This is a genomic window from Blautia sp. An46 (genome assembly GCF_002161645.1).
In the GTDB taxonomy this organism is placed as follows: Bacteria; Bacillota; Clostridia; order Lachnospirales; family Lachnospiraceae; genus Blautia; species Blautia ornithocaccae.
The window spans coordinates 144,055-167,291 of the sequence record NZ_NFIF01000004.1 but is presented as its reverse complement, the minus strand read 5'-3'; the positions used below and the strand labels follow the sequence as shown (position 1 = coordinate 167,291).

20 protein-coding genes are annotated in these 23,237 nt (G+C 42.0%); 3 read left to right on the top strand and 17 right to left on the bottom strand.

The genetic code is table 11. The annotated features are described in order from the left end of the window. The first annotated feature begins 176 nt into the window (after nucleotides 1-176). Entirely contained in the window at nucleotides 177-1,349 is a 1,173-nt protein-coding gene (locus tag B5G00_RS05215; protein WP_087269565.1) for an MFS transporter, read from the top strand. 63 nt (nucleotides 1,350-1,412) lie between these two features. Here the strand turns inward: B5G00_RS05215 and B5G00_RS05210 are convergent, their stop codons facing one another. From B5G00_RS05210 to B5G00_RS05165, 11 genes are all read right to left on the bottom strand, one after another. After that, a complete protein-coding gene (locus B5G00_RS05210) occupies nucleotides 1,413-2,582 on the bottom strand; it encodes a polysaccharide deacetylase family protein (RefSeq protein ID WP_087269562.1) in 1,170 nt (389 codons plus the stop codon). 110 nt (nucleotides 2,583-2,692) lie between these two features. Continuing rightward, nucleotides 2,693-3,253 (bottom strand): manganese efflux pump MntP, encoded by a 561-nt coding sequence (locus tag B5G00_RS05205; RefSeq protein WP_087269559.1) that lies wholly within the window; start codon nucleotides 3,251-3,253, stop codon nucleotides 2,693-2,695. 392 nt (nucleotides 3,254-3,645) lie between these two features. Continuing rightward, a complete protein-coding gene (locus tag B5G00_RS05200; protein WP_242971288.1) occupies nucleotides 3,646-4,923 on the bottom strand; it encodes a helix-turn-helix domain-containing protein in 1,278 nt (425 codons plus the stop codon). Nucleotides 4,924-5,193: 270 nt separating this feature from the next. After that, complete coding sequence (locus B5G00_RS05195) at nucleotides 5,194-6,249, bottom strand: hypothetical protein (RefSeq protein WP_087269553.1); 1,056 nt, start codon at nucleotides 6,247-6,249, stop codon at nucleotides 5,194-5,196. Between the two features lie 170 nt (nucleotides 6,250-6,419). Continuing rightward, entirely contained in the window at nucleotides 6,420-8,543 is a 2,124-nt protein-coding gene (locus B5G00_RS05190) for a glycoside hydrolase family 3 C-terminal domain-containing protein (protein ID WP_087269550.1), read from the bottom strand. A gap of 113 nt (nucleotides 8,544-8,656) precedes the next feature. Then, entirely contained in the window at nucleotides 8,657-9,223 is a 567-nt protein-coding gene (locus tag B5G00_RS19260) for a helix-turn-helix domain-containing protein (RefSeq protein WP_242971287.1), read from the bottom strand. 108 nt (nucleotides 9,224-9,331) lie between these two features. Further along, entirely contained in the window at nucleotides 9,332-10,210 is an 879-nt protein-coding gene (locus tag B5G00_RS19255; protein ID WP_242971286.1) for a response regulator, read from the bottom strand. Further along, on the bottom strand, nucleotides 10,203-11,996 hold the full coding sequence (locus B5G00_RS05180; protein ID WP_087269547.1) for a sensor histidine kinase: 1,794 nt from the start codon (nucleotides 11,994-11,996) through the stop codon (nucleotides 10,203-10,205). The genes B5G00_RS19255 and B5G00_RS05180 overlap by 8 nt, the downstream gene beginning before the upstream one ends. Before the next feature lie 133 nt (nucleotides 11,997-12,129). Continuing rightward, the gene (locus B5G00_RS05175) at nucleotides 12,130-12,978 is read right to left on the bottom strand and encodes a carbohydrate ABC transporter permease (RefSeq protein ID WP_087269544.1); all 849 of its coding nucleotides are present in this window, start codon (nucleotides 12,976-12,978) and stop codon (nucleotides 12,130-12,132) included. Nucleotides 12,979-12,984: 6 nt separating this feature from the next. After that, nucleotides 12,985-13,887 carry a carbohydrate ABC transporter permease gene (locus B5G00_RS05170; RefSeq protein WP_087269541.1) on the bottom strand — a complete coding sequence of 301 codons (903 nt, stop codon included), beginning with the start codon at nucleotides 13,885-13,887 and terminating at the stop codon, nucleotides 12,985-12,987. Between the two features lie 205 nt (nucleotides 13,888-14,092). Then, a complete protein-coding gene (locus B5G00_RS05165) occupies nucleotides 14,093-15,439 on the bottom strand; it encodes an extracellular solute-binding protein (protein ID WP_087269538.1) in 1,347 nt (448 codons plus the stop codon). Nucleotides 15,440-15,676: 237 nt separating this feature from the next. On the opposite strand from B5G00_RS05165, the gene B5G00_RS05160 reads away from it, so the two are divergent. Continuing rightward, the gene (locus B5G00_RS05160; protein ID WP_087269535.1) at nucleotides 15,677-16,564 is read left to right on the top strand and encodes an AraC family transcriptional regulator; all 888 of its coding nucleotides are present in this window, start codon (nucleotides 15,677-15,679) and stop codon (nucleotides 16,562-16,564) included. 34 nt (nucleotides 16,565-16,598) lie between these two features. Here the strand turns inward: B5G00_RS05160 and B5G00_RS05155 are convergent, their stop codons facing one another. From B5G00_RS05155 to B5G00_RS05140, 4 genes are all read right to left on the bottom strand, one after another. After that, complete coding sequence (locus B5G00_RS05155) at nucleotides 16,599-18,206, bottom strand: MBL fold metallo-hydrolase RNA specificity domain-containing protein (RefSeq protein ID WP_087269532.1); 1,608 nt, start codon at nucleotides 18,204-18,206, stop codon at nucleotides 16,599-16,601. A gap of 182 nt (nucleotides 18,207-18,388) precedes the next feature. Next, on the bottom strand, nucleotides 18,389-19,219 hold the full coding sequence (locus tag B5G00_RS05150; protein WP_087269529.1) for an Rpn family recombination-promoting nuclease/putative transposase: 831 nt from the start codon (nucleotides 19,217-19,219) through the stop codon (nucleotides 18,389-18,391). Between the two features lie 310 nt (nucleotides 19,220-19,529). Then, on the bottom strand, nucleotides 19,530-20,021 hold the full coding sequence (locus B5G00_RS05145; RefSeq protein WP_087269525.1) for a DUF6147 family protein: 492 nt from the start codon (nucleotides 20,019-20,021) through the stop codon (nucleotides 19,530-19,532). A gap of 20 nt (nucleotides 20,022-20,041) precedes the next feature. Next, nucleotides 20,042-21,013 carry a DUF4367 domain-containing protein gene (locus tag B5G00_RS05140; RefSeq protein WP_087269522.1) on the bottom strand — a complete coding sequence of 324 codons (972 nt, stop codon included), beginning with the start codon at nucleotides 21,011-21,013 and terminating at the stop codon, nucleotides 20,042-20,044. 82 nt (nucleotides 21,014-21,095) lie between these two features. Here B5G00_RS05140 and B5G00_RS05135 point away from each other — a divergent pair, with 82 nt between their 5' ends. Further along, nucleotides 21,096-22,160, top strand: a complete 1,065-nt coding sequence (locus B5G00_RS05135) for an undecaprenyldiphospho-muramoylpentapeptide beta-N-acetylglucosaminyltransferase (protein ID WP_087269520.1) — start codon at nucleotides 21,096-21,098, stop codon at nucleotides 22,158-22,160. Here B5G00_RS05135 and B5G00_RS05130 read toward each other — a convergent pair whose 3' ends face one another. Then, on the bottom strand, nucleotides 22,161-22,718 hold the full coding sequence (locus B5G00_RS05130) for an RNA polymerase sigma factor (protein WP_087269517.1): 558 nt from the start codon (nucleotides 22,716-22,718) through the stop codon (nucleotides 22,161-22,163). A gap of 18 nt (nucleotides 22,719-22,736) precedes the next feature. Then, nucleotides 22,737-23,144, bottom strand: coding sequence for an HIT family protein (locus B5G00_RS05125; protein ID WP_087269514.1), 408 nt, complete (start codon nucleotides 23,142-23,144; stop codon nucleotides 22,737-22,739). Nucleotides 23,145-23,237: the final 93 nt, after the last annotated feature.

Genomic DNA, 23,237 nt, shown 5'->3' with positions numbered 1-23,237 from the left:
ATACTTACTTCATTCTAATGCCACAAGGAGATTTTATGATGTATCTTTTTATTTTTTCCAATCCCATTTGATGCCAGTTTTTCAGAGTCTTATCAAATTACGGATAATTGCCCGGATTTTGACAGGCTCTTGTTTTATTGACGTCAAATTTAATATGGAAAGGATAATGGAATATCATGAAAAGAAATCTCTGTCTTTTATACGGGATTGCTTTCTTACAGGGAATGGTGTTTTACAGTCCGGCTGCGGTTCTTTACCGTCAGGAAGCCGGGCTGACCCTTTTTCAGATTTCTGTTATAGAGAGCATATCCCTTTTTTTATGCTTTGGGCTGGAAATCCCCTGGGGGATCCTGGCAGACAAGATTGGCTATCGGCTGACTATGGGGCTGTGCTGTCTTATTTACTTTGTTTCCAAAATTATTTTCTGGAAAGCCTGGAACTTCCAGGATTTTCTTTTGGAGCGCATTTTTCTGAGCATTGCAGTCTCCGGGTTATCTGGAGTAGATATTACCCTCCTGTATTTCCATGCCCCTAAAGGAAAGTCTCAAAAAGTCTTTGGCATTTACGAAAGCATGGGAACCGGTGGGCTTCTCACTGCCGCTGTCTGCTTTTCCATCTTTTTAGAAAACCACTGGCGCAGAGCAGCCTTCCTGACTGCTGCTGCCTATGGACTTGCCTTTGTCCTTGCTCTGTTTCTCGGAAAACCGGAGACTCAAAGAGCGGAAAAGCCTTCGGGAAAAGCCAGCAAATCATCTCTGAAACTTTCACAAAATGTCTTACACGCGGTCAGCCCCTCCTTCCTGTTCTTTCTCTCCGGTGCCGGCTTTCTGGCAGAAACCCGGCAGTATATTACAGTATTTTTAAATCAGCCTCAATACATTGCCTGTGGCCTGTCTGCCGGAACCATTGCTCTGCTGTATATTCTGACCCAGATTGCAGGCATGGCAGGTCCCTGGTCTTACTCCCTCACAAAAAAACTGGGGATTCCTTTATTTTCAGCCTGCTGTTTTTTGTGTCCGGCTCTTTTGTGTTTTATTCTGGCCTTTACCCACAGTCCTCTGTGTTCTGCTATCTGTATTCTGGGAATCCAAGGCTTCATCTCTCTTTTTCAGCCTCTCCAGACAGAGCTTCAGAATCGGGGAATTTCCACCCCTCGCCGTGCTGCAGCTCTGAGTTTTCAGGCTATGTTTCTGGAAGTCACCAGTGCTGTATTAGAACCAATCTTTGGTTCTCTGGCTCAGAAGAATCTTGGTCTCGCTTTCAGCGCTGGAGGTTTCTTCTGCATAGGAGGATTCTTTCTGTTTCTTCTCTGGTACATATTTTTCTTCAGAAAACCAGCTGAAGTATAGTGTCTTTGGTCTGCAAGCACCCCTCCGTCTCTGGCTTATATACAAAAACACAGGTAGCAGAATTTATTCTACTACCTGTGTTCCTTCGCCTAAAAACGTATATACTTTTCCATTCTCCAGGGTGATTCCCTTTGCCTCGGCCAGTTCCTGGACTGTCACAAGTTTGTACCCTTTTTCCATCAGATCCGGGATCAGCCTGAGAGCTGCATCTACAGACCACTCATGTATATCGTGCATAAGAACTATAGATCCATCCTGAACGTTATCTATAACGCACTGGTATGTCTGATCCTCACTTTTCGTCTTCCAGTCCTTTGTATCGATGCTCCATTTTATAATGGGCATTCCTGCAAGATTCTGAACACTCTCATTATATGTACCGCCAGGAGGTCTCAAAGTATCCGGAGCCCTTCCTGCCGCATTCTGGATCAGGCTGTTTGTCTTTTCAATTTCCTCTGTAATCTGTGAGCTGGTAAGTTTTGTCAGATCCTTGTGGTCATATGTATGGTTGGAAAGTTCCATTCCAAGCTCCTCCATCCGCTTCACTGTATCCGGATATTTTTCCACATTCTGTCCCAGCATATAAAAAGTAGCCCTTGCTCCGTTTTCTTCCAGGCAGTCCAGAAGTTTGTCCGTATATTGTCCTGGCCCATCATCAAAAGTCAGGGCTACCAGAGGCGGCTCTTTTGTACTGTCATAGACTCCATTTTCGTCAAAATAGCAGTCTTTTCCGTCGATCTGTTTCCAGCCGGTAATAATGTAACCATTTTCATCGAAATAATACTTTTCTCCGTCAATTTCCTTCCAGCCGTTCTGATAAATGGTCCCGTCCTCATTCCGATACCATTTTCCCTGTTCGTCAGTCTGCCAGCCGACAAGAGATGTACTCGATGCCATTTTCGCCACATCAGCGCCAGACATTACCGGCTGCTTCTGCGCCTGGATTTCTCCCTCTTTTGTCAGTTCTTCCACAGAGTTCTGGAAACTGTTGGTCTGTATTCTGTCCGCCAGCATATAAACGCCAAGTCCTACCAGGACCAGGGCCAGAAGGATAATCGCCGCAAAGGGCAGGCGACGTATGATCTGTCTTCGCTTCAACTGCCGCTGTTTCTCGGCCTTTCTCCGCTCTAGCATTCGAAGCAGCCTGGCCTCATATTCTTCATCTGTATGAATTTCCGGAAGCTTTTCTTCTCTATATTCCTTCTTTTTCAAAGATTTTATCCCTTTACTCATATATATCCTATACGGCTCCCTTGCTAGTCTTCTGTTCTCCCATTATAACCAATAGGTATACTTTTGTATAGGGAATTTCTCTATTTTTCTACACTTTTTTACAAAATATTTTACAAGATTCCCAGGTGTTCCAAAAGTATTCTCACACCCAGGATAACCAGGATAATACCTCCTGCCAGCTCTGCTCTGGATTTGTATCTGGCGCCGAAAATATTTCCCACTTTCACGCCTATGGCAGAAGTAATAAAGGTGATCACGCCTATCATCCCTGCTGCCAGAACAATGTTCACCTTCAGAAAGGCAAATGTAACGCCTACCGCCAGAGCATCAATACTTGTAGCTATAGCCAGGGGAAACATGGCCTTTGGCCCCATGTTCCCCTCTGGACAGACTTCCTCTTTGTCCAGAGACTCCCTTATCATGTTCACGCCGATAAAGCCCAGAAGAATAAATGCGATCCAATGATCCACTGCTGTAATCTTATCTCTGAACTGACTTCCCAGAAAATAGCCCAGGGTAGGCATCAGAGCCTGAAATCCTCCGAACCAGAGACCGGCGGTCACCATATGTTTTACTGACAGCTTTTCCTGGGCCAGGCCTTTGCAGATAGAAACTGCAAAGGCATCCATAGCCAATCCCACGGCCAGAGAAAATAAAGTAATAATATCCATTTGCTAACTCCTCTCTTTTTCCCTTTTCGTTGATATCATCTCCTGTGAATCTGTACTTGTCCAGTCAACGACTGCACTTTACCTGGCATACTGGGCAAAAAAAATAGAAGGCACAGCATGGGCCTTCTACTATTTTATGATACAGAGACTCCACCTATGGCATTACAGGTACATGAGTCTCGCAATTTAAGACAAGCCAGGCAGATTATGCCAATATGTTGACTTGCCACGTATCTTCTAATACGCTTCCTACTCCCTCACAGGATTATGATTTTGTTTAAAATATCACATTCTTTTTTAAAAGTCAATAATTATACTAAGAAAATCATTTTTTCTATTACCCCTTCTCCTCCTTTTTATATAATGAGGAAGAACAGAAAGAAATATAGGATTCACTGTTTTCTTCTCTTTCTCTCGGATCTCAGACCCATATATCCGCAGAATACCGCTGCGGCTCCCAGCATCAGCAGAATGATCATAATGACATTCCATGCATTATATGGAAGCTCCCATTTTGTAAAGTCAAAGGGAATGATCAGGGAGTAGGGTTTATCGGGTTGGCCATATACCGGAATCATGATCTGGTCAAAACCGGCAGGCGCCAGCCATATCCACAGTCCCATCCAGGCAAAAGCTGCCGAGGCTCTCAGCCAGCGGTTTACCGGAAGATAGCGCAGCGCCCCCATAACGCCCCAGGGAAGGGCCAGGAACAGCAGGGCATTGGGGAGGCTTAAAGTCCAAAAGCTTCTGGGATTTCCCTCCTGAAGGGCTGCCACAAACAAAAGGAGCAGGAGAAATACCGTCTCTGCTGATAAATATAGGAGAGATTTATGCCGGTACAGAGGCAGATCCCGGAGGGTCTGCCTCAATATAACAGGCAGAAATACCAGTCCCAGACCCAGAAGAACGCCCAGCGCTGCAGTAAAGAACCAGCTTCCCTGATCGTTAAGATCACAGACCAGCAGCAAAAAGAGCAGTAAGCCGGTTTCTATCAGCAAATACATGGATATCTTCCTTTCTCCCATCCACTGGGACAGCGGAAGCTGGTATAAGAGCACCGGCATGATAAAGAGACTCAGACCAAAGATCACACTTACAGCTGCTACGGGAAACCAGGTTTCTCCCGCTGACAGGCAGGAAGCCAGAAGCAAAAGTATGAGCAGTCCTGTCACAGTCAGAAGATAAACGGATGTTTTTCTGTTGGCCATAGCCAGAGGCAGCTTATAATTATCAAATCTGGGATCCAGTGCCGCAAGAGCCGGCACCAAAGTCAGGGAGGCGGCCATCAGCACTCCGGCGGCTGCAATAAAAAACCAGTCCAGAGTATGGGAAGACGCCAGATTTCCGATGCCGCATCCCAGCAAGATCATTCCATAGATCACATACTGAATGATCCGGTAGTTTCGTGTCAGCTTCCTGTATTTTTGCGCCAGCTTCTCAGAAACTCTCCGGCTGGTGTCCTCGCTTCCCGTAAGAAGCTCGTGTTCTGTTACCTGCAGGATGGCGCAAAGGTTCTGCAGGATCGTAATGTCCGGATAGCTGAGCCCTCTCTCCCATTTACTGACCGCCGATTCTGTCACATATAATTTCTCAGCCAGTTCCTTCTGGGTCATTCCCAATTCCCGGCGTCTCTGGAGGATATAGGCTCCAAATGTCTTCTTATTTTCCATACACTTCATCTCCTCTCGATCAGTCACAGCAAAAGGCAGAAAATTTTACCGGCCTTGCTGTTTACTATCTACAGGATAGGAAGCAGAGTTGAAAAAGTCAAGAATACCAGGCGAATTTGGAACTCGACTGTTAGGAAAGTCCTTGTATTTACTGGGGTTTTGGGGTATTCCGGTTTCTCATATACTTTCATAGAAAAAGCCCCGGCAGGATAAGAATCTTATTCTGCCAGGGCAATATTGCTATATAATTTCCCCTTAATATTTATTCTGTTAAAAGGCTTTCTTTATGGAGCTCACAAGATTATCCACTTCTTCTGCATTTACCAGGAAATAGCTGTTTCCGTTTACTTCCAGCAAATCATAGGTATCGTCGTAAGAATAGTAGGCCACCTGGATTTCCGGATACTCTTCACTGTTTCTGTGGAAAGTGATTTTCAGCCCCGGTTCTTCTTCCTTTGTAATCTTCTCCTCCTCGGCCTCTGCTTCCAGCATTATACTGCAGATTTCCTGATAAAGGGTGGTAAAATCTGTTTTCTCTACATCTTTATTTCCAAATTGGTATTCCCCATTTACGGAATCCACATTCATTTCATAAGATTTCTTTCCTGCCTGAATTTCCAGACTTTCTACTGTATCAATGTTAACCAAAACCGGAATCTTCAGAATATAGGAAAACGGGTCTAAGCCGAAAATAGAATCTATGGTGCTGGCTGACAGCTTATATATCTGATCCTCAAATCCCTGTACTGCTGCAAAACGATTTCCTGCCCCATCTTCATTTCCCAGAATAATAGTGGCTGTCTTATCTGCATAGTCTGTCTGTTTTGCCTGGGTGGCATCCAGCGTATTCACAAAGTCAAGTGTGATACTTGTCTGTGAATCAGCAATTCCTGTATCCATTTCAGCATCTACAGCTACCGGTGCCTGAAAGTCTAAGCCGCAGAGCACATCAAAAAGATCATACATTGTCTCTGTATTTACAGTTACCGTCTCATCGTAGGGATTCAGGATTTCCCAATAGTCAAAATCCATCTTGTACCCTGCCGGTTCATTTGAAAGGTTGAAAATCTCCTGACCGTCTTCTACCAGTACCACCTTTCTGATGCCATCTGCCACAAACTGTGGATGTTCCGCCTGAGTGGTCTCCGGCTTTTCTTCCTGGACCTGACTGCTCTCTTCCGCATTCTCTGCGGTTTCCTGGCTTTCTCCTGAAGCACTTTCCGTTTCCGCTTTAGTCTCCTCTGTGTTTCCGCATCCATATACTCCTGACATTCCAAGGGAAACGCTCAATCCCAGGATTGCAATTTTCTTTTTCCAGTTCTGCATAGCTCTTCAGTCCTTTCTCTTTCCTCTGGTCAAAATTCCCCCCTGTTCTCCTATAAAATCATGTGCATTCATTAATATAAATAGAAGGGACAGGATAGGGTATGCCTATTCTGCCCCTTATGTTAACATAAGTAGTTTTCCTTTTCTATAGAGAAATCTGTCTTCTTTCTTTATCCAAGTGTCACATTTATTTCTGCTGATTTTTTCCCTGTAAGTTCCTGGCTTCTTTCATCAGGCTGTGAAATTCCGGCAAAAATCTTGAAGTTCCTGCTGTCTACATGACGCTCTCCTGCCTGGTCTACAACTGCCATAGCTCTGTTTGCTACAGTAAGAGTAACGTTCTTCTTCTCTCCCGCTTCCAAAGCCACTCTTCTAAATCCGCACAGGCTATGATTGCGCACTGCCAGAGGAGACTCCAGATCCTTAATATAAAGCTGCACTACTTCTTCCGTAGCTCTTGTCCCTTTATTCTCCACAGTAACTTCCACTTCGATATCAGAATCTGCAGTCACCTGATTAAGCACTTTCGCAGATGTAACCTCAATGTCCCCATAGGTCAGACCATATCCAAAGGGATACAGCGGTTTTTTCTCAATATAACGGTAAGTCCGTCCTTTCATAGAGTAATCCGTAAACTCCGGCATACCTTCCAGATCTTTATAGAAAGTCACCGGAAGCTTTCCTGAAGGAGAAGTCTTTCCGAAGAGCAGGTCTGCTACAGCCTTTCCTCCTCTGGCTCCCGGATACCATGCCAGAAGGATTCCGTTACAGTTCTCCTGGGCATAATTTAAGTCAATCGCACTGCCTGCCATCAGAACAACTATGGTAGGTTTCCCTACTGCAGCCACTTTTTCTATAAGTTCTTCCTGAACCTTTGGCAGATGGAGGTCCTTTTTATCTCCTGAAGCATCGCTGTTTCCTGTATCTCCTTCTTCACCTTCCAATGTCTCATCAAGCCCCACGCAGATTACCACTACATCGCTGTGCTCTGCGGTAATTACAGCTTCCGAGATACGATCCTGTTCCCACGCCAGGTTTTCTACTCTGTCCTTATATAAATGACAGCCCTGAGAATATAAGACTCTCACGTCTTCTCCTACTTCGTCTTGGATTCCTTCCAGCACGGTAATATATCTGGATGAAGTTCCATGGTAATTTCCAATCAAAGCAGCACGGCTGTCTGCATTAGGTCCTACTACTCCAATAGTCTTGATCTTCGATTTATCCAAAGGCAGCACACCGTCATTTTTCAGAAGTACACAGCCTTTTCTGGCTATATTAAGGGCTTCTTCCACATGTTCTTTACATTCTACCTTTTCATATGGAATTTCATCATACTCGCTTCCCTCAAAAAGTCCCAGAAGATATCTTGCTGTAAGAGCCCTCTCTGCCGATTTTGTAATGTCCTCTTCCGTGATCAGTCCGTCTTCTACAGCTCCCAGCAGGTGCAGATAAGTATTGCCGCAGTTCACATCACATCCTCTCTTCAAAGCAAGTGCAGCTGATTCTCTGGCATTTTTTGTAATTTTATGGTTTTCATGGAAGTCTTTGATGGCCCAGCAGTCAGATACAAAATGTCCGTCAAATTTCCACTTGCCTCTCAGTACCTCTTCCATTAAATACTGGTGTCCACAGCAGGGTTCTCCATTTGTTCTGTTATAAGCTCCCATAACAGATTCCACATCCGCTTCTGTCACTAACGCTTCAAAAGCAGGAAGGTAGGTCTCCCACATATCCTTCATTGTGGCTTTTGCATCAAATTCATGCCGGATCGACTCAGGGCCGCTATGTACTGCAAAGTGTTTCGCACAGGCAGCCGCTTTCATTACCGGTCCGTCTCCCTGAAGTCCCTCTACAAATTTCACACCCAGACGTGATGTCAGATAAGGGTCTTCACCATAGGTCTCATGTCCTCTTCCCCAGCGTGGATCTCTGAAAATATTCACATTAGGAGACCAGAATGTCAATCCCTTATAGATATCTCTGTCTCCATGTTTCGAGTATTCATTGTATTTTGCTCTGCCCTCTGTGGCAATAATGTCTCCTACTTTTTTCATCTCTTCCTCGTCAAAAGCCGCAGCCATTCCGATAGCCTGAGGAAACATAGTAGCAACTCCTGCCCTTGCAACTCCATGGAGGGCTTCATTCCAATAATTATATGTAGGTACTCCTAGTCTTTCTACTGGCGATGCGTCATATTTTAGCTGAGCTGCCTTTTCCATAAGTGTCATTTTACTTACCAGCTCTTTTGCCTTTTTTCTTGCCTCTGACCGTTCTTTTTTAAAATTTTTCATACACTATCCTCCGTTCTCATTGATGTATGTGTTTATTTTACACTGGATCCCAAATCTTTCTCTATCTTCTTTATGCGAAAAACTGCCCATTTATTGCTCTATGATCCTGTCCCTTATTTCTGCATTTCTTCCCGGTATTTTGTAGGAGATTTCCCTGTATGCTTCTTAAAAGCCAGAGAAAAATAATTGGTATCACGGTATCCTACCATCATGGCAATCTTTCCTGTCTTCAGGCTGGTGGTTTCCAGAAGAGATTTTGCCTTTTCTATGCGCTTCCGTACAATATATTCATTACAGCCTTCTTTAGTTACTCGTTTAAACAATCTTGAAAAATAATTTGGCGTAATATACAGAGACGCCGCAATATTTGACACTGTAAGTTCTTCTGTTAGATGTTCTGAAATATAATATTTTGCTTTATCTACAATCTCATGAACACTTTCCTCTTCCTTCCCCAGCATTTGATTCAAAAACATCTCTGTTACCTCACATGCCTCTTCACGATTGGCAGACAGAAGACTTTTTGATAATGCATCCAAGCGTCCCGACTCTGTCTCCTTAGACTCCCCCATATAGGCAAAATAGGTGGCAGATGCCATCTCAAAGCAAAGCCTGCGCACTGTCTGCTGCGATAAATTATAAGACTTGGTAGCCTTTGCAAATGTGCGGAAAGCTTTCATAACATACTCGGTATTTCCCGTGTTGGAACACATGATTCCCTTTAGCTCACTGAAAATATCACGGAAAATATTATTTTTATTCTGCTCTCCGAAAGTCTGGATAATATCCTAAATACTTTCCTTCTCTGTATCTAACAGATATTTAGCATCATTATAAGAAATGTGCAAATTCGAAAATCCCGATACAGCACTTCCCATCACAATCTTAGGGTTCGTGTCAAACTCATCTTTGAGAATTCCTGAAAGTTCCTCAATATGTTCCAAGACCGAGCTCTCTTCCTCTGTAAAATAAACAATTCCTATGATACCATCATCGGAAAAAGTGATTCCTTTTCCCTGAGCGTCTACAACACTCATGCAAATGTTTTTCACCGACATCTCGTGAAAATACTGCTCTGATTCCTGCCCGGAATAATTTTGGGCAGGCATGATCAGCACAATCTGAAGTCCCTGGTCCATCTGAAATCCATAGTACTGTTCCAGAACACCCATGAACTCACTGCTTTCCTTAGACCGGTTAATAATTCCTCTGATGCACTTTTCCAGCTCCATCTGTTCTGCCGTCCCCTGGGTTCTCTGGCGAAGAAGGAAATTCCGCTTTTCTTCTTCGGCTTCGTTTAAATACGCCACCTGTTCTTTAAGAACTCTGGAAAGATTTTCTTCCTCAATTGGCTTCAGAAAGAAGTCCTGAACCTGAAGGCGGAGACTCTGTCTGGCATACTCAAAGTTATCATATCCCGTAAGAACGATCACTCTTAATTCCGGGATTATATCCCTGGCTTTCTCGATCAATTCCAGGCCTGTCATTCCGTTCATCTGGATATCTGTGATCATAATCTGGGGTTTGTAATTTTCCAAAACATCCAGGGCTTCGGTTGCCGAAGCCGCGGTATATACTTCGCCAATCCCCAGCTGTTCCCAGGGAATCACTTTTTTCATTCCCATACGGATCATCTTTTCATCATCAACAATTAAAGCTTTATACATTTATCATATCCCCTTTTAAAATTCCCTCGTCCACTTTTGTAGTATAGGGAAGCTGTATTTCTACAGTCACTCCTCCAAACTCATTTCTAAGATAATACAGTCCATAATCTTTCCCGTAAAGCAGCTCGATCCTCTTATTGACATTCCTTACTCCATAGCCAAAAGATTCATCATACTCTGAAAGCTGCTGGTTCATAGCGTCAATCTGAGACTGAGTCATTCCGCTTCCAGTATCCTCCAAAGTAATCAGCACCGTATTTTCTTTTCTTACAGCCTTCAGAAAAACACTTCCTTTTCTTCCTTCTTTTACTTTTATCCCATGATAAATAGAGTTTTCCACCAGTGGCTGAAGAGTCAGCTTAGGAACCATTGCATCTTTACAGGTATCATCAACCTGAAACTCACTTCCAATAATGTTATCGTAACGCATATTCTGAATGATCAGATAATTCTTGATATGTTCAATCTCTAATCCTAAAGAAATCACATCATGCCCTTTGCTGAGACAAATCCTATAGTATTTTGCCAAAGCCATAACCAATGTGGAAATTTCTTTATTTCCATCTGCCATAGCCTGCCAGTGAATACATTCCAGGGTATTATAAAGAAAATGGGGCTGGATCTGGGATTGCAGAGAGTTAAAACGGATCTGCTCTATCTGATGCTGCTCCATTTTTACCTGTTCCATAAGTACCAGGATTTCTTCCATCATGGAATTAAAGCCTGTAGCCAGTTTCTGGAAATCTTCTCCCATACTCGCTACATTTAATCGAGACTCCAGGCAGCCTGCCGCTACCTCGTCCATTTTCTGTACAGTCTGATCCAGAGGCCGGTATACCCGGCTTATGATACCTTTTATCACAAAAAAGCTCAGAATAACCATGAAAAAAAGAATTGCCGTCATAATGATAATAGTTCGGACGCTGGGAGCATACAGCTCCATATTTTCAATACTGCTGACAATGTAATAGTTCCAGTCTGACACTTTCTGATAGATATAGAGCCTGCCCTCCCAGGAAAATTCTCCTTCAATGCCCATCAGCTTTTCTTTATAGGACACCGTTTTTCCAATACTGTCCAGATCATGATCCGCAATGACTGTTCCGTCTTTCTGAATTACTGATGTCTGCCTTCCAGTTCCTGATTTATCTTCCAAAATCTGTTCCAGAACCGGATTTGTAAAGTTCATGCACAGAAGTCCTCGTTCCATCATAATGGTATTCAGATCATAGATCGGAAAATATACACTAAGCGTATATCGATCTCCCCTGTAGTACTTGTTGGAAAATCCTATGCGTATAGTACCATCCCGCACTGCCCCGCACTGCTGGTAATCCTGGGCATAGACCTGCTGAAAATCACTTGAACTAAGGGCTTCTATCCCTTTATAGAGATAATCGTCCATCTGATAGCTTACAATACCGATAAAATTCATATCTGGATACATATTCTGACAGCTGGTCATAGTATTAACCGCATTGTTGGCATATCCGGTATAGGAAGGATCTCTCTTGCTGGTACAGTGAAGATAGCTCTGCACTGTATCATCCATTACAATAGCTATGGCGAGGGCTTTATATTGTTCCAGAGAAGATGCATAGTTTTCAGACATGGTATCATTATTTGTCTGCAGCAGTTCTATGGATTTTTCCTTCATGGAGGTTACTGAGGAAATGGTGGATACAGCCAAAATAATCAAGGTCATAACAATAATGGCTGTGGTAACCAGAACCTGCATTTTCTTATCCAGTTTCCATTGATTAATTTGTTCTATCCACTTTTTCATTTTTGCCCTCCTAATGTCTTTACTTTTAAGTCTCTATGAATATTAGTATATATTTATTTTTAACCTATGTCCACAGGTTTCCTTTAGCTTAAGATTAAAAAAAGGGCGTATAAAACGCCCTTTTTAAATGAACTCAACCTTTTACAGCTCCTGCTGTCATACCTTTCACCAGCTTATCCTGGAAGATAATAAACATTATGATCATAGGAAGCAGTGTCAGTGTCAGAACCGCCATGATCATAGGCGTATTCATGGAATACTGTCCCTGGAACTCCCAAATAGCCAGAGGCAGCGTCCGGTTTTCAGAGGACTGTGTCAATGTGTATGCGAAGGAGAACTCATTCCACATATTTACACCGTTATAGATTGCCAATGTAGCCAGTCCTGGTTTGGAGAGCGGGAGAATCATGGAGAAAAACATTTTAATCTTTCCGCATCCGTCGATTTCCGCAGACTCTTCAATCTCCCTTGGAATCTCTTTCATAAAGCTGGTAAGAATAAACACAGAAATCGGAACAGCAAACGCTACATAGGGTCCGATCAGCGCCCAAATACTGTCATAAAGACCTGTAGCCTGGGACATCTTAAACACAGGAATCAGTGTAATGTGTACTGGAATAGACATACATGCAACAATTCCTGCATAAATAGGATTCGCCAGCTTGAACTGGAATCTTGCCAAAGGATAAGAAGCGCAGGAGGCAATAAACAGAAGCAAAATCAGGGAAATTGCAAGCACGATCACACTGTTCATAAAATATTTTCCAAATCCGCCTGTAAGCACTTCCTGATAATTCGCAAAATTCAAGCTCTGGGGAAGTTCAAAGACACCCACTGTAAGCATTTCAAACTTCTCTTTAAAAGAGTTTAATACCATGAATATAAAGGGAAGGAAAGAGACTACCAGGTAAAAAATTGCCAATGCAAAGGCGATTACCCAGCATATTATACTTTTTACTCGACTTTTCTTATAAGCATCCATATGTTTTTACGCCTCCTTCTTTCCATTTATCAATTTCATTGTAATAAGAGCGATCATAGAAATCAGAATGAACATTCCTCCTGCAACAGCAGAACCGTAACCCATGTTGAAGTTGCTGAAGGACTCTTTATACATATATGTTGCCATTAATTCAGTAGAAGTTCCCGGACCGCCTCCGGTCATTACGTAGATCAAATCGAAATACTTCAAAGAACCTACCATAGATAGAATGGCTGCACTCTTCATGGATGGCACCAGAAGAGGAAGTGCTATTTTCCAGAAATACTGTCCTCTGGTAGCTCCGTCAATTCTGGCTGCTTCAAATACATCATAGGGAATATTTGTAAATGCAGCCATAAAGTATACCATATAGAACGGTGTAAACTGCCAGCATATAACAGCGATTACTGTAAGCAGCGCAGTTTTGGGATTTCCCAGAAGGTCAATGTTTCCGCCTCCAAACCAACCGGATATGGTACTTACAATACCGCCGTTTGTAGCCAGAGCATAGGTGAACAGGAAACCAATAGCTACAGAAGACATCAGCAATGGAATAAACCAGATAACTTTAAATACCGTAAGTTTTTTCCCTCCAAAGTCCAGGAAGGTGGCCAGGGCAAGTCCCAGAGGAATCTGGATTACAATAGAAAGCACCATGATGATCAGATTGTTTTTAAAAGCAATCCAGAAACTTTTATCCTGGAGCAGTGTGATCCAGTTCTGAATACCAATAAACTTTCTGTCAGCAGAAATTCCATTCCACTGATATGTACTGGTGATAAAGGTATCTACAATAGGATAAAAAATGTAGATTACCATCAGAATAGTTACCGGTGCCAGGAAAAGCGCCGCTACTTTTCTCGTATTTCTCTGCCTGATGACAAGCAAAGAAGTACTCTTTTCTTTCATAATGAATTCCCTCCTTCTTATTACTTTAAGAACTTTTTGATAGTATCAATACTATCAAAAAGTTTAACAAAACTACATAGAACAATCTTCCCAGAATCTATAAATTTCTATCCATACTGTTCATTTTTTATAGATTTCTTTAGCAGTTTTATCCAAAAAGAAAGACTCTGTTTCCAGAGCCTTTCCGATTATTCCGTCATGTTGCTTATTCTGCTTTCTGAGCATTATACTCTTCCATTGCCTGCTGCATGGATTCCTGGGCTTCCTGAGGAGTCATAGTGAGACCAAATACCTCCTGAAGACCATCCAGATGTGCATTTGAAACTGCTGGCGGCAGATACTGATCGTACCACAGCTGGATTTCAGATGCGTTGTTAGCAGCTTCTACAACCTCAATTGTAATTGGATCTGTCAGTTTTTCTTCAATTCCGTTAACTGGAGGAATCTTTCCGCTTTCTACTCCAAGGTCAATTACTTCGTCAGACAGATGTGCTTCAGCACACTCAAAAGCAGCTTCCAGTTTTTCACCCTCACAGTTAAATACAATAAACTGGTCACCTACTGTACCGATCATAATAGATGGGTCAGCGTCAGAGCCTTCAATTGCCGGGAATGGGAACCAGCCTATCTTCTGATAAAACTCTTCGCTGTCAGTAGAGAAAGTACCTGTATACCAGGAGCCGCAAAGAAGCATACCTGCTGTTTCCTGATACATTAACTGTTTTGCCTGTCCATCATCTTCACTCAGAGAGTTTACACCATCTGGGAAGTATCCTGCATTTACCCACTCCTGGATCTTTTCTCCAGCCTGGATAAAGCATTCATCAGTAAAGCTTCCTGTTCCTGCAACTGCATTCTGGAATGGTTCCAGTCCGCCGTATCTTGCAGCCAGATTCATAAAGTACATAGAACCTGTCCATTTAGAGCTGTTTGCCAAAGCGAATGGTGTAATACCGTTTTCTTTTAAAGTTGCACAAATATTTTCCAGATCAGCTAATGTAGCAGGCTCTTCCAAACCATATTTCTCGAACATCTCTTTGTTATAGAAAATACCTGACATAGATACATTCTGATAAGGAACTGCATAAATATGATCATTGTAAGTTGCCTGACCGATGGCAGATTCCATCAGTTTGTCTTTAATCTCAGAATTATTAAACAGATCATCAATAGGCTGACCGAATCCAGAGTCAATATATTCATACATAGGTCCTCCAGACCAGCAGGAATACATATCCGGGCACTCACCAGAACTCATAGCCACAACCAATTTTTCTTTGTAAGAGTCATTCTGAGTTGGAACAGATGTTACAGTATATCCAGATTCCGTTTCAGAGTTGAATTTTTCAACCGCAGCTGTAACAATATCCTTATCAGGACTCTCTGTACCAATGTTCCAATACACAATCTCCTTGTCATCTCCTGAACCGGAACCGCCTGAACTGGATCCGCCATCACTGCTTCCACCGCCTGAACCGCCGCAGGCTGCCATAGATGCTGCCATCAGAACTGCCATGGAAAGCGCTGCCAGTCTTTTCATTCTTTTTTTCATACTCTTTCCTCCTTTTCCTTTTGCCATTCGGCATCTTCAATAGTTTTGATGGCTATATCATAGCATTCCATGTATATAATGCCCATAAAATAAAGTGTCCTTCTTCTATAATTTTCTTTCTTTTCTATCCTCTATGTCACATAATTATAGAAAAAGCTCTCATATTTTTAATAGTTGATTTTCCACTGAGATACTGTTATTCTTTTTATTATTACATTATTCCTTGGAGTCTGAACTATGAAAAAGATTTTCTCCGGTTTCCGCGAAAATATAGCTTATCCGGATTCTTCCAATTTTCGGGTAATCCTCCAGAAAGGCTGCTATCATATTGATCCTCACTGGCATCCCTGTGTGGAGATTATCCTGCCCCTTTCCGGGGATTATCAGGTAAAAACTGAAGAAGAAACGTATCATCTGGATAAGGGCGATATTATATTTCTACAGTCCGGGACTATCCATGAACTCACCGGGTCTTCCAAAGGCACCCGGCTGATCTTTCAGTTTGACGTGGAAATTCTGTATTCCCTGAGAGAATTCCAGTCTCTGCTGTTTTCCTTCCCCTCTTTTTTTATTCTGAAGCGGAACATAAAAAATCCTACTTATATAGCAGCAGAGAAACTCCTCCTCTCTGTGATACTGGAGTCCAGACGCAAAAAGCTCCTCTGGGAGGCCAGTCTGTATTCCCTGGTCCTGCAGCTTTATACCTTGCTTTTCCGGTCTTCTGCTCTTCAAATGCAGATTCTTCCCGGCAAAAATCCAGGCAGAATAACTTGCCGCCAGGAAACTCATCAATATCAGGAAAAATTTCTGGCTGTATGCCAGTATCTGAATCAAAATCTCTCCTCAAATATCACTCTGGAAATGGCAGCCTCCTATGCAGGCTTTTCCAAATTTCATTTTTCCAGACTTTTTAAGGAATTTGTTGGAATGTCTTTTTCTCAGTATGTCACCGGGCAGCGGCTCCACAAAGCAAAACTGCTGCTGTTGACTACCCAGGCATCCATAACCGATATTGCAATGGAAGCCGGTTTCAACAGCAGCAGCACTTTTAACCGGGTTTTTTATCAATCTGAAAAAATGTCCCCCTCAGGTTTCCGGCAGAGTCATGCAAAGCTGAAAACCTGATTTGCCGATATTTTATTCTCGTACAATCTGCTTATTATCTGTCCCATTTATCGCACATAGCATTGATCTGGTCTGCAAATCTGGCCAGATCTTTGTTTGCTCCGCCTTCATTATGACGGATAACTGTCATAAGCCTCTGTCCAGCCGCAAGTAATCTTGCATATACTCCAGCAGCTTTTCTGGTCTTTGCCTTCTCTCTTGCATGTTTTACTGCAATTCCCAAAGTTTCCTTTACTACCTGGCCGGAAAGCAGCTCTACAATGGTTCCGCTGTAAGGCGCTACAGCAGAATATCCCAGCTCACTCTCCAGTCTTTTAGCAAAGAGCTCACATACCTGGTCATCTCCATGAGTTACAAAAACTTTTTCAGGCTTTTTCTTGAAGGCTCCTGCCCATCGCATAAGTCCTTCATTATCTGCATGTCCGCTGATTCCCGGCATCCGGATGATTTCAGCGTTTACATGTATTTCTTCTCCGAAAAGTTTTACTTCTGTGGCTCCTTCGATCAGGGCTCTTCCCAGTGTTCCAACTGCCTGATATCCCACAAAAAGTATCGTACACTCCTGTCTCCAGAGGTTGTGTTTCAGATGATGTTTAATACGTCCTGCATCACACATTCCGCTGGCAGACAAAATAACTTTTGGCTTCTCATTCACATTGATCGCTCTCGACTCGTCACTGGTAATAGACAGCTTTAACCCCGGAAATGTAATAGGATTGATTCCCTGATTGATCAGTTCCATGGCCTCTTCATCATAGCATTCACTGTAATGCTCTTTAAAAATCGTTGTGGCCTGTACTGCCAGAGGACTATCTACATACACTTCGAATCCCGGAAATTCCGGAAGAAGATTATCCGCCTTGATCTTTCTCAGGAAATATAGCATCTCCTGGGTCCTTCCTACGGCAAAAGAAGGAATGATCACATTGCCGCCCCTCTTGAAAGTTTTCCTTATAATGCTGGTCAGCTCTCCGATATACTCCGGTTTTTCCCCATGGCTTCTGTCTCCATAGGTAGATTCCATGATCACATAGTCCGCACTTTCCAGGTATTCCGGGTCTTTGATAAGAGGTTGCTCTGTATTTCCAATATCACCGGAGAATACCAGTTTCCGCTCTTCTCCATCTTCTGTAATCCACAGTTCAATACTGGCGGAACCTAAAAGGTGTCCCGCATCTACAAAACGCACTTTGATCCCTTCTGCCAGCTCAATGATTTTATGATAATCACATGCTGCAAACTGCCGGATCACTCCCAAGGCATCTTCCATGGTATACGCAGGAACGAATTCCGGCTGTCCATTTCTCCTGGCCTTTCTGTTCCGCCACTCTGCCTCAAACATCTGGATATGAGCACTGTCACGAAGCATAATATCACAGAGGTCACAAGTAGCCGCAGTAGCGTAGATTGGTCCCCTGAACCCCTTGGCATAGGCCAATGGGAAATTTCCCGAATGATCAATGTGGGCATGGGTCAGCAGGGCAAAATCGATCTCCGAAAGAGGCACGGGAATCTCCTGATTTTCATACTGGTCCGGCCCCTGCTCCATACCACAGTCCACAAGAAACTTTTTCCCTGCTGCTTCCAGAAAATAACAGCTTCCGGTCACTTCATGGGCAGCCCCTATAAAAGTCAGTCTCATAAAAAACCCCCTTTTTGTTGTACTAACCCCAGAGTAAAAAACTCCCTTTGCTCATTGCTTTACGGTATAATAAATCTGCTGTTTTCATTATACCCCAGAGGGGAAAGAATGGACAGAGATTTTCTGGAAATTATATAAAATTTATTATTCTTTCCAATAATTCCTACAATATTTTATTTATTTTATAAACTCTTTTTGCATTCATTGATTTCCTCGTAGGAAGTATCGCAGAGCATCATAATCTGATCATTAGTATAGCCTTTAGAAAGCATATTGATGATAATCTTACGGCGCTCTTCTCTTATACCTTCTTTTATGCCTTCTTTTCTTCCCTGAATTCTTCCTTTTTCAATATTCTCCTGATCTCTCATCAATAAAGTCATATACTCATGCCTCCACTTCCGATTTTTCTTTGCCTCAGCAACTGCTTTCTCAAGCTCTTCTACATAAGGGTCTGGGGTTTTTCTGCCATCTACATAATCCAAAAAGGCTTTTAGCTGGGGAGTTACATCTTCTCGGTCACTCTTTGTATTCAAAAAAATTTTTACCGCTCCATCCCTCAGCACGATTCCGTTATTCTGTATACATATGTTTTCAAATGTATATATGTGTCTGTTATCCTTAAAGATGTCTTCCATACAGATGAAAATTATATAGCTTTGGTTCAGCCCTCTATAAGATTCTCCTCTGTTAATCAATTGAAGGTCTATCATCCCCTGATAATATCTGCTCCTTTTAGGCAGCTCGCCATTGTTCGTTGTCTGCATTTCGATATCATAGACTTTCTCTTCAGAATCCTTTACATAGACATCCAGCCTGACACTTCTTGCATCTACATCTTCCTTAATCGTTTTCTGCAGCTCTGGATATTCAATTCTCTCAATCTCCAGGTCTGGAAAAATCCGTTCCAAAAGCTTTACACATAATTTCGGGTTACTCATTACTTTCCCAAATAAAAAATCATTAGATAAACCGAGACTTTCCCAATCTTCCTGCCGTTCATTTGTTTCCATACTTATAATCTCCTGCACTATTGTTATTATGCTATCTTTTGTATGGATATTTCTATATTAATTATACAAAAGGGGTAGTGGAATTACAATATTTCAGAGCTGGAAGTTTATCTCGGTTATTCGACAAAAGTTCTGGATTTGTTGTATTGGATGTGAGAGGAAGGTATAAGAAAAACTGGAATCCAAAAATTGGGATTCCAGTTTTTATGTATAACTCATATTTCGGAATAATAACTATTACTAAAATAACAGGGAATAATAACTCTATAATTATTTAAGGATGTCTGGGTATATGAATATCCCCAATTTTTTAGCTTATCCAAACACCTTCCGTAACAGGTATTTGACTCTCTACTACTCCCGCATCTGTCGCTACGCAAGCTACTCGCACCCGATAATAATAGCCTTTAGTGACAGTTGTATTAAAGCTTTTAGAAAATACACCTATGTTAGAAGCACTATATGACTTTGAAGTAACATCTACCCATTTTGTTCCATTATATCGTTGTAATACTATTGTTAATTCCATCTTATCACATACTACAGCACCTATTGCGGACCCATACGCATTTACATTACCGTTACCATTATTAGATATTCTGGCAATTCCTCTATTCAAAATATTCCCTCTTGCCGGATTATATAAAGTTTTTTCCGAAGAGCTATCATCTGTAAGCACTGAACCATCAACGACTTTACCTAATTCTGGCGGAATTGTCTCTGCATATGCAGAAACAGATATTCCTAATGTCATTGTAATCACTAAACAAAATACCACTATTCTTTTCAATATTTTTTTCATACATTTCTCCTTTACTATATCTAATACATTATGTTTTCTGCAATCCTTCTCATTTCTTCTTCTGGTATTTTCCCTGTCAGCTCGTAATAAACATTTTTATAATCCCACTGAAGAATATAAGCCGGTAAATCATCTCCTTCTTCCTGTACTTTCCAAAGTGTAGTTTGAATTGGGCTAAATATCTTACTGCTAATATTAGCAAGCATTTCTCCCGAATCACTTACAGCAAATGCCGAAGCACTTTTATCATTAACATACACTGCTAGTACTACCAGCCTATCCTCCATTTGGTATTGGATAAACCCCATTTTTGCATCGTTATCAATTCCATACGTATCGAATACCATCTTCTCAGGAACGTAAAAAAATTCTGGAAGTTCCACTAATAGTTCTTTTTCTATATCCGCTTTTGCCTCATCTTCAGTCAAATCTCTCTTTAGTGTTTCTTCATCGTTATCTATTGCTGTTCCCACATCGTCTCCAATTATAACATCGACTTTCTCCATTATATACGCCCTGTTCGCCTCACTGCTCATGGAAACCCCAAAGATTCCAAATACAGTTACCGCCGCAACAGCGGCCCACTTTATCACCTTCTCTCTAATATCTGCGAACTTATGTCTACCTGTGTCTTTATTAAGGATTTTTTTCGTTTCACTATTTAATTTTTCTTTATTCAGTTTTTCGCTTACAATTTCTTCTTTTGTATCTTTGTTTTCTTTATCTTTGAATTTATCTTCGCTTACTGTAGTTTGTACAGAATCCGGTGCAGACTGAACAGAGCCCTGCTCCTTTGCCTTCTGCAAAAGCTTCTGGAAACTTTCTTCTGTGGGTTTCCAGTTTTCAGAATCGGGAATCTCGTCAATTTCTTTCTCGATAGCCGCCGCTTCCTTCAAAAACTGCTGCTGTACCCACTGTTCAAACTCCCTGTCTCTCGCTTCTTCAGCAGACTGAAGCCCTGCACCGCCGTTCTTTTCTTCTATTTTACCCATGAAACTCCTATCTTTTCTTGACTTTTCCCCGCAAGTGTATCATATTATCTTATAGTTACATTTTAGAATCAGGAGGAACACCATGAAGCATATCGTTCTTACCGGCGGAGGTACTGCCGGCCATGTAACCCCAAATATTGCAATGATACCCCGTTTAAAAGAACTGGGATATAAAATCTCTTATATTGGTTCCTATGAAGGAATTGAGAAAAAACTCATTGAGGAGCTGGGAATTCCCTATTATGGGATTTCCTCTGGAAAATTAAGGCGTTACTTTGATGTCAAAAACTTTACAGATCCTTTCCGGGTTGTGAAAGGTTTTATGGAAGCCAAAAAACTCATGAAAGATCTGAAGCCTGATGTAGTATTCTCCAAAGGCGGTTTTGTAACAGTTCCTGTTGTAATCGCCGCCAGCAGGAAGAAAATCCCTACTTTTATCCATGAGTCAGATATGACTCCCGGTCTGGCCAACAAAATATGTATACCCTTTGCCACAAAAGTGTGCTGCAACTTTCCCGAAACTGTTTCCCATCTTCCTGAAGAAAAGGCTGTTCTCACCGGAACGCCTATCCGCCAGGAGCTTCTCACTGGAAGCAGAGAAAAAGGGTTGGAATTTACAGGTTTCTCACCTGATAAACCAGTTATCCTTATCATCGGAGGAAGTCTTGGTGCCGCTGCCGTAAATCAGGCGGTAAGAGCAGTCCTTCCGGAACTCCTCCAGGATTTCCAAGTCATCCATCTCTGCGGCAAAGGCAAAATAGATGACAGCCTGGAAGGCACCCCAGGGTATGTTCAGTATGAATATATCAAAAAAGAACTTGCAGATCTTTTTGCTCTGGCAGATGTTGTGATCTCAAGAGCCGGCGCCAATGCTATCTGCGAACTCAGCGCTTTAAACAAGCCGAATCTCCTGATTCCTCTTTCTGCCCGTGCAAGCAGAGGTGACCAGATACTCAATGCCCGTTCTTTCGAACATCTGGGATACAGTAAGGTTCTGGAAGAAGAAGAACTTACAAATGAATCCCTGCTGACTGCTGTCTATGACCTTTACGAGCACAGAGAATCTTACATTACCGCAATGTCTTCCAGCAAGCACAAAAACTCTATTGAATTGATTGTGCAGCTTATTGAAAAAGCGGTAAAATAATCAGGCTCTTTCAAAGTCATCTCTGTAGTGCTCTTTTATCCACTCTTTCATTCGATGTTTCTTGGCTCTCAGATTTTCTACTGAGATGCCAAGAGCACGAGCCGTCTCTTCCGGGCTTTCGCCTTCTACAACTGTTCTCATCATGATTTCATACCATTCACTGTTTCTGTTTGCCAAATCCTGAAATAATTTTCCTGTCAATTCTCTCAACATAATCTTATGTGCAATCTCATCCTCAAAGAAATCTTGTCTTTGGCCGTAAATCCACTCTGTTGCATTATCCTGGTTCGTTTCATCCTCATCAGGAGACATAGAGGCCGTAACCTCATGGACCTGATAGGCTTTCCTGCAAAAGTCAATGGCTTTTCTTCTGGCATTTACAAGGAGCCACTGACGATAATATTCTTCCTTTAAAGTATGTTCTTTCAACGAAAATAAAAGAAATACTTCCTGAGCCACATCTTCTGAAAAATCATAGTCTTTCAAAACACTGAACGCCGTTTTCTTTACTAAACCATAGTATTGCTGATAAATTTCACGAAACCGCTCATCGTTCATCTTTTGTATCCATTTCTATTATTTTAAAGAAAATTTTGAAAGAATCTCCTCTTTGTCTTCTGGCGTAAGTGTGCCTGGATTCCAGGAGATACCGGCATTGTCACCGTCTCTTCTCGGTATCAGATGCATATGAAAATGAAATACCGTTTGTCCTGCTGCTTCTCCATTATTTTGTACTACGTTATATCCGTCGCATTTCAAAACCTCTTTCATTTCCGTTATGACTTTTTTTGCCAGCACCATTGCATCTCCTGCCAACCCCTCGGGTAATTCATAAAGATTTTCATAATGTGACTTTGGAAGAATCAGGGCATGACCTTTCGTTGCAGGCCCAAGGTCCAGGATTACCCTGAATTTCTCATCCTCATAAAGTGTTGCCGATGGAATTTCTCCATTGGCGATTTTGCAAAAAATACATTCTTTCATATTTTTTCTCCTTTCCTTTCATAATATATCCGAATTTAATTCGGCATTTGTGACACTTTTGTCGAAATTTGGTATTTTTTGTAAAACAAATTT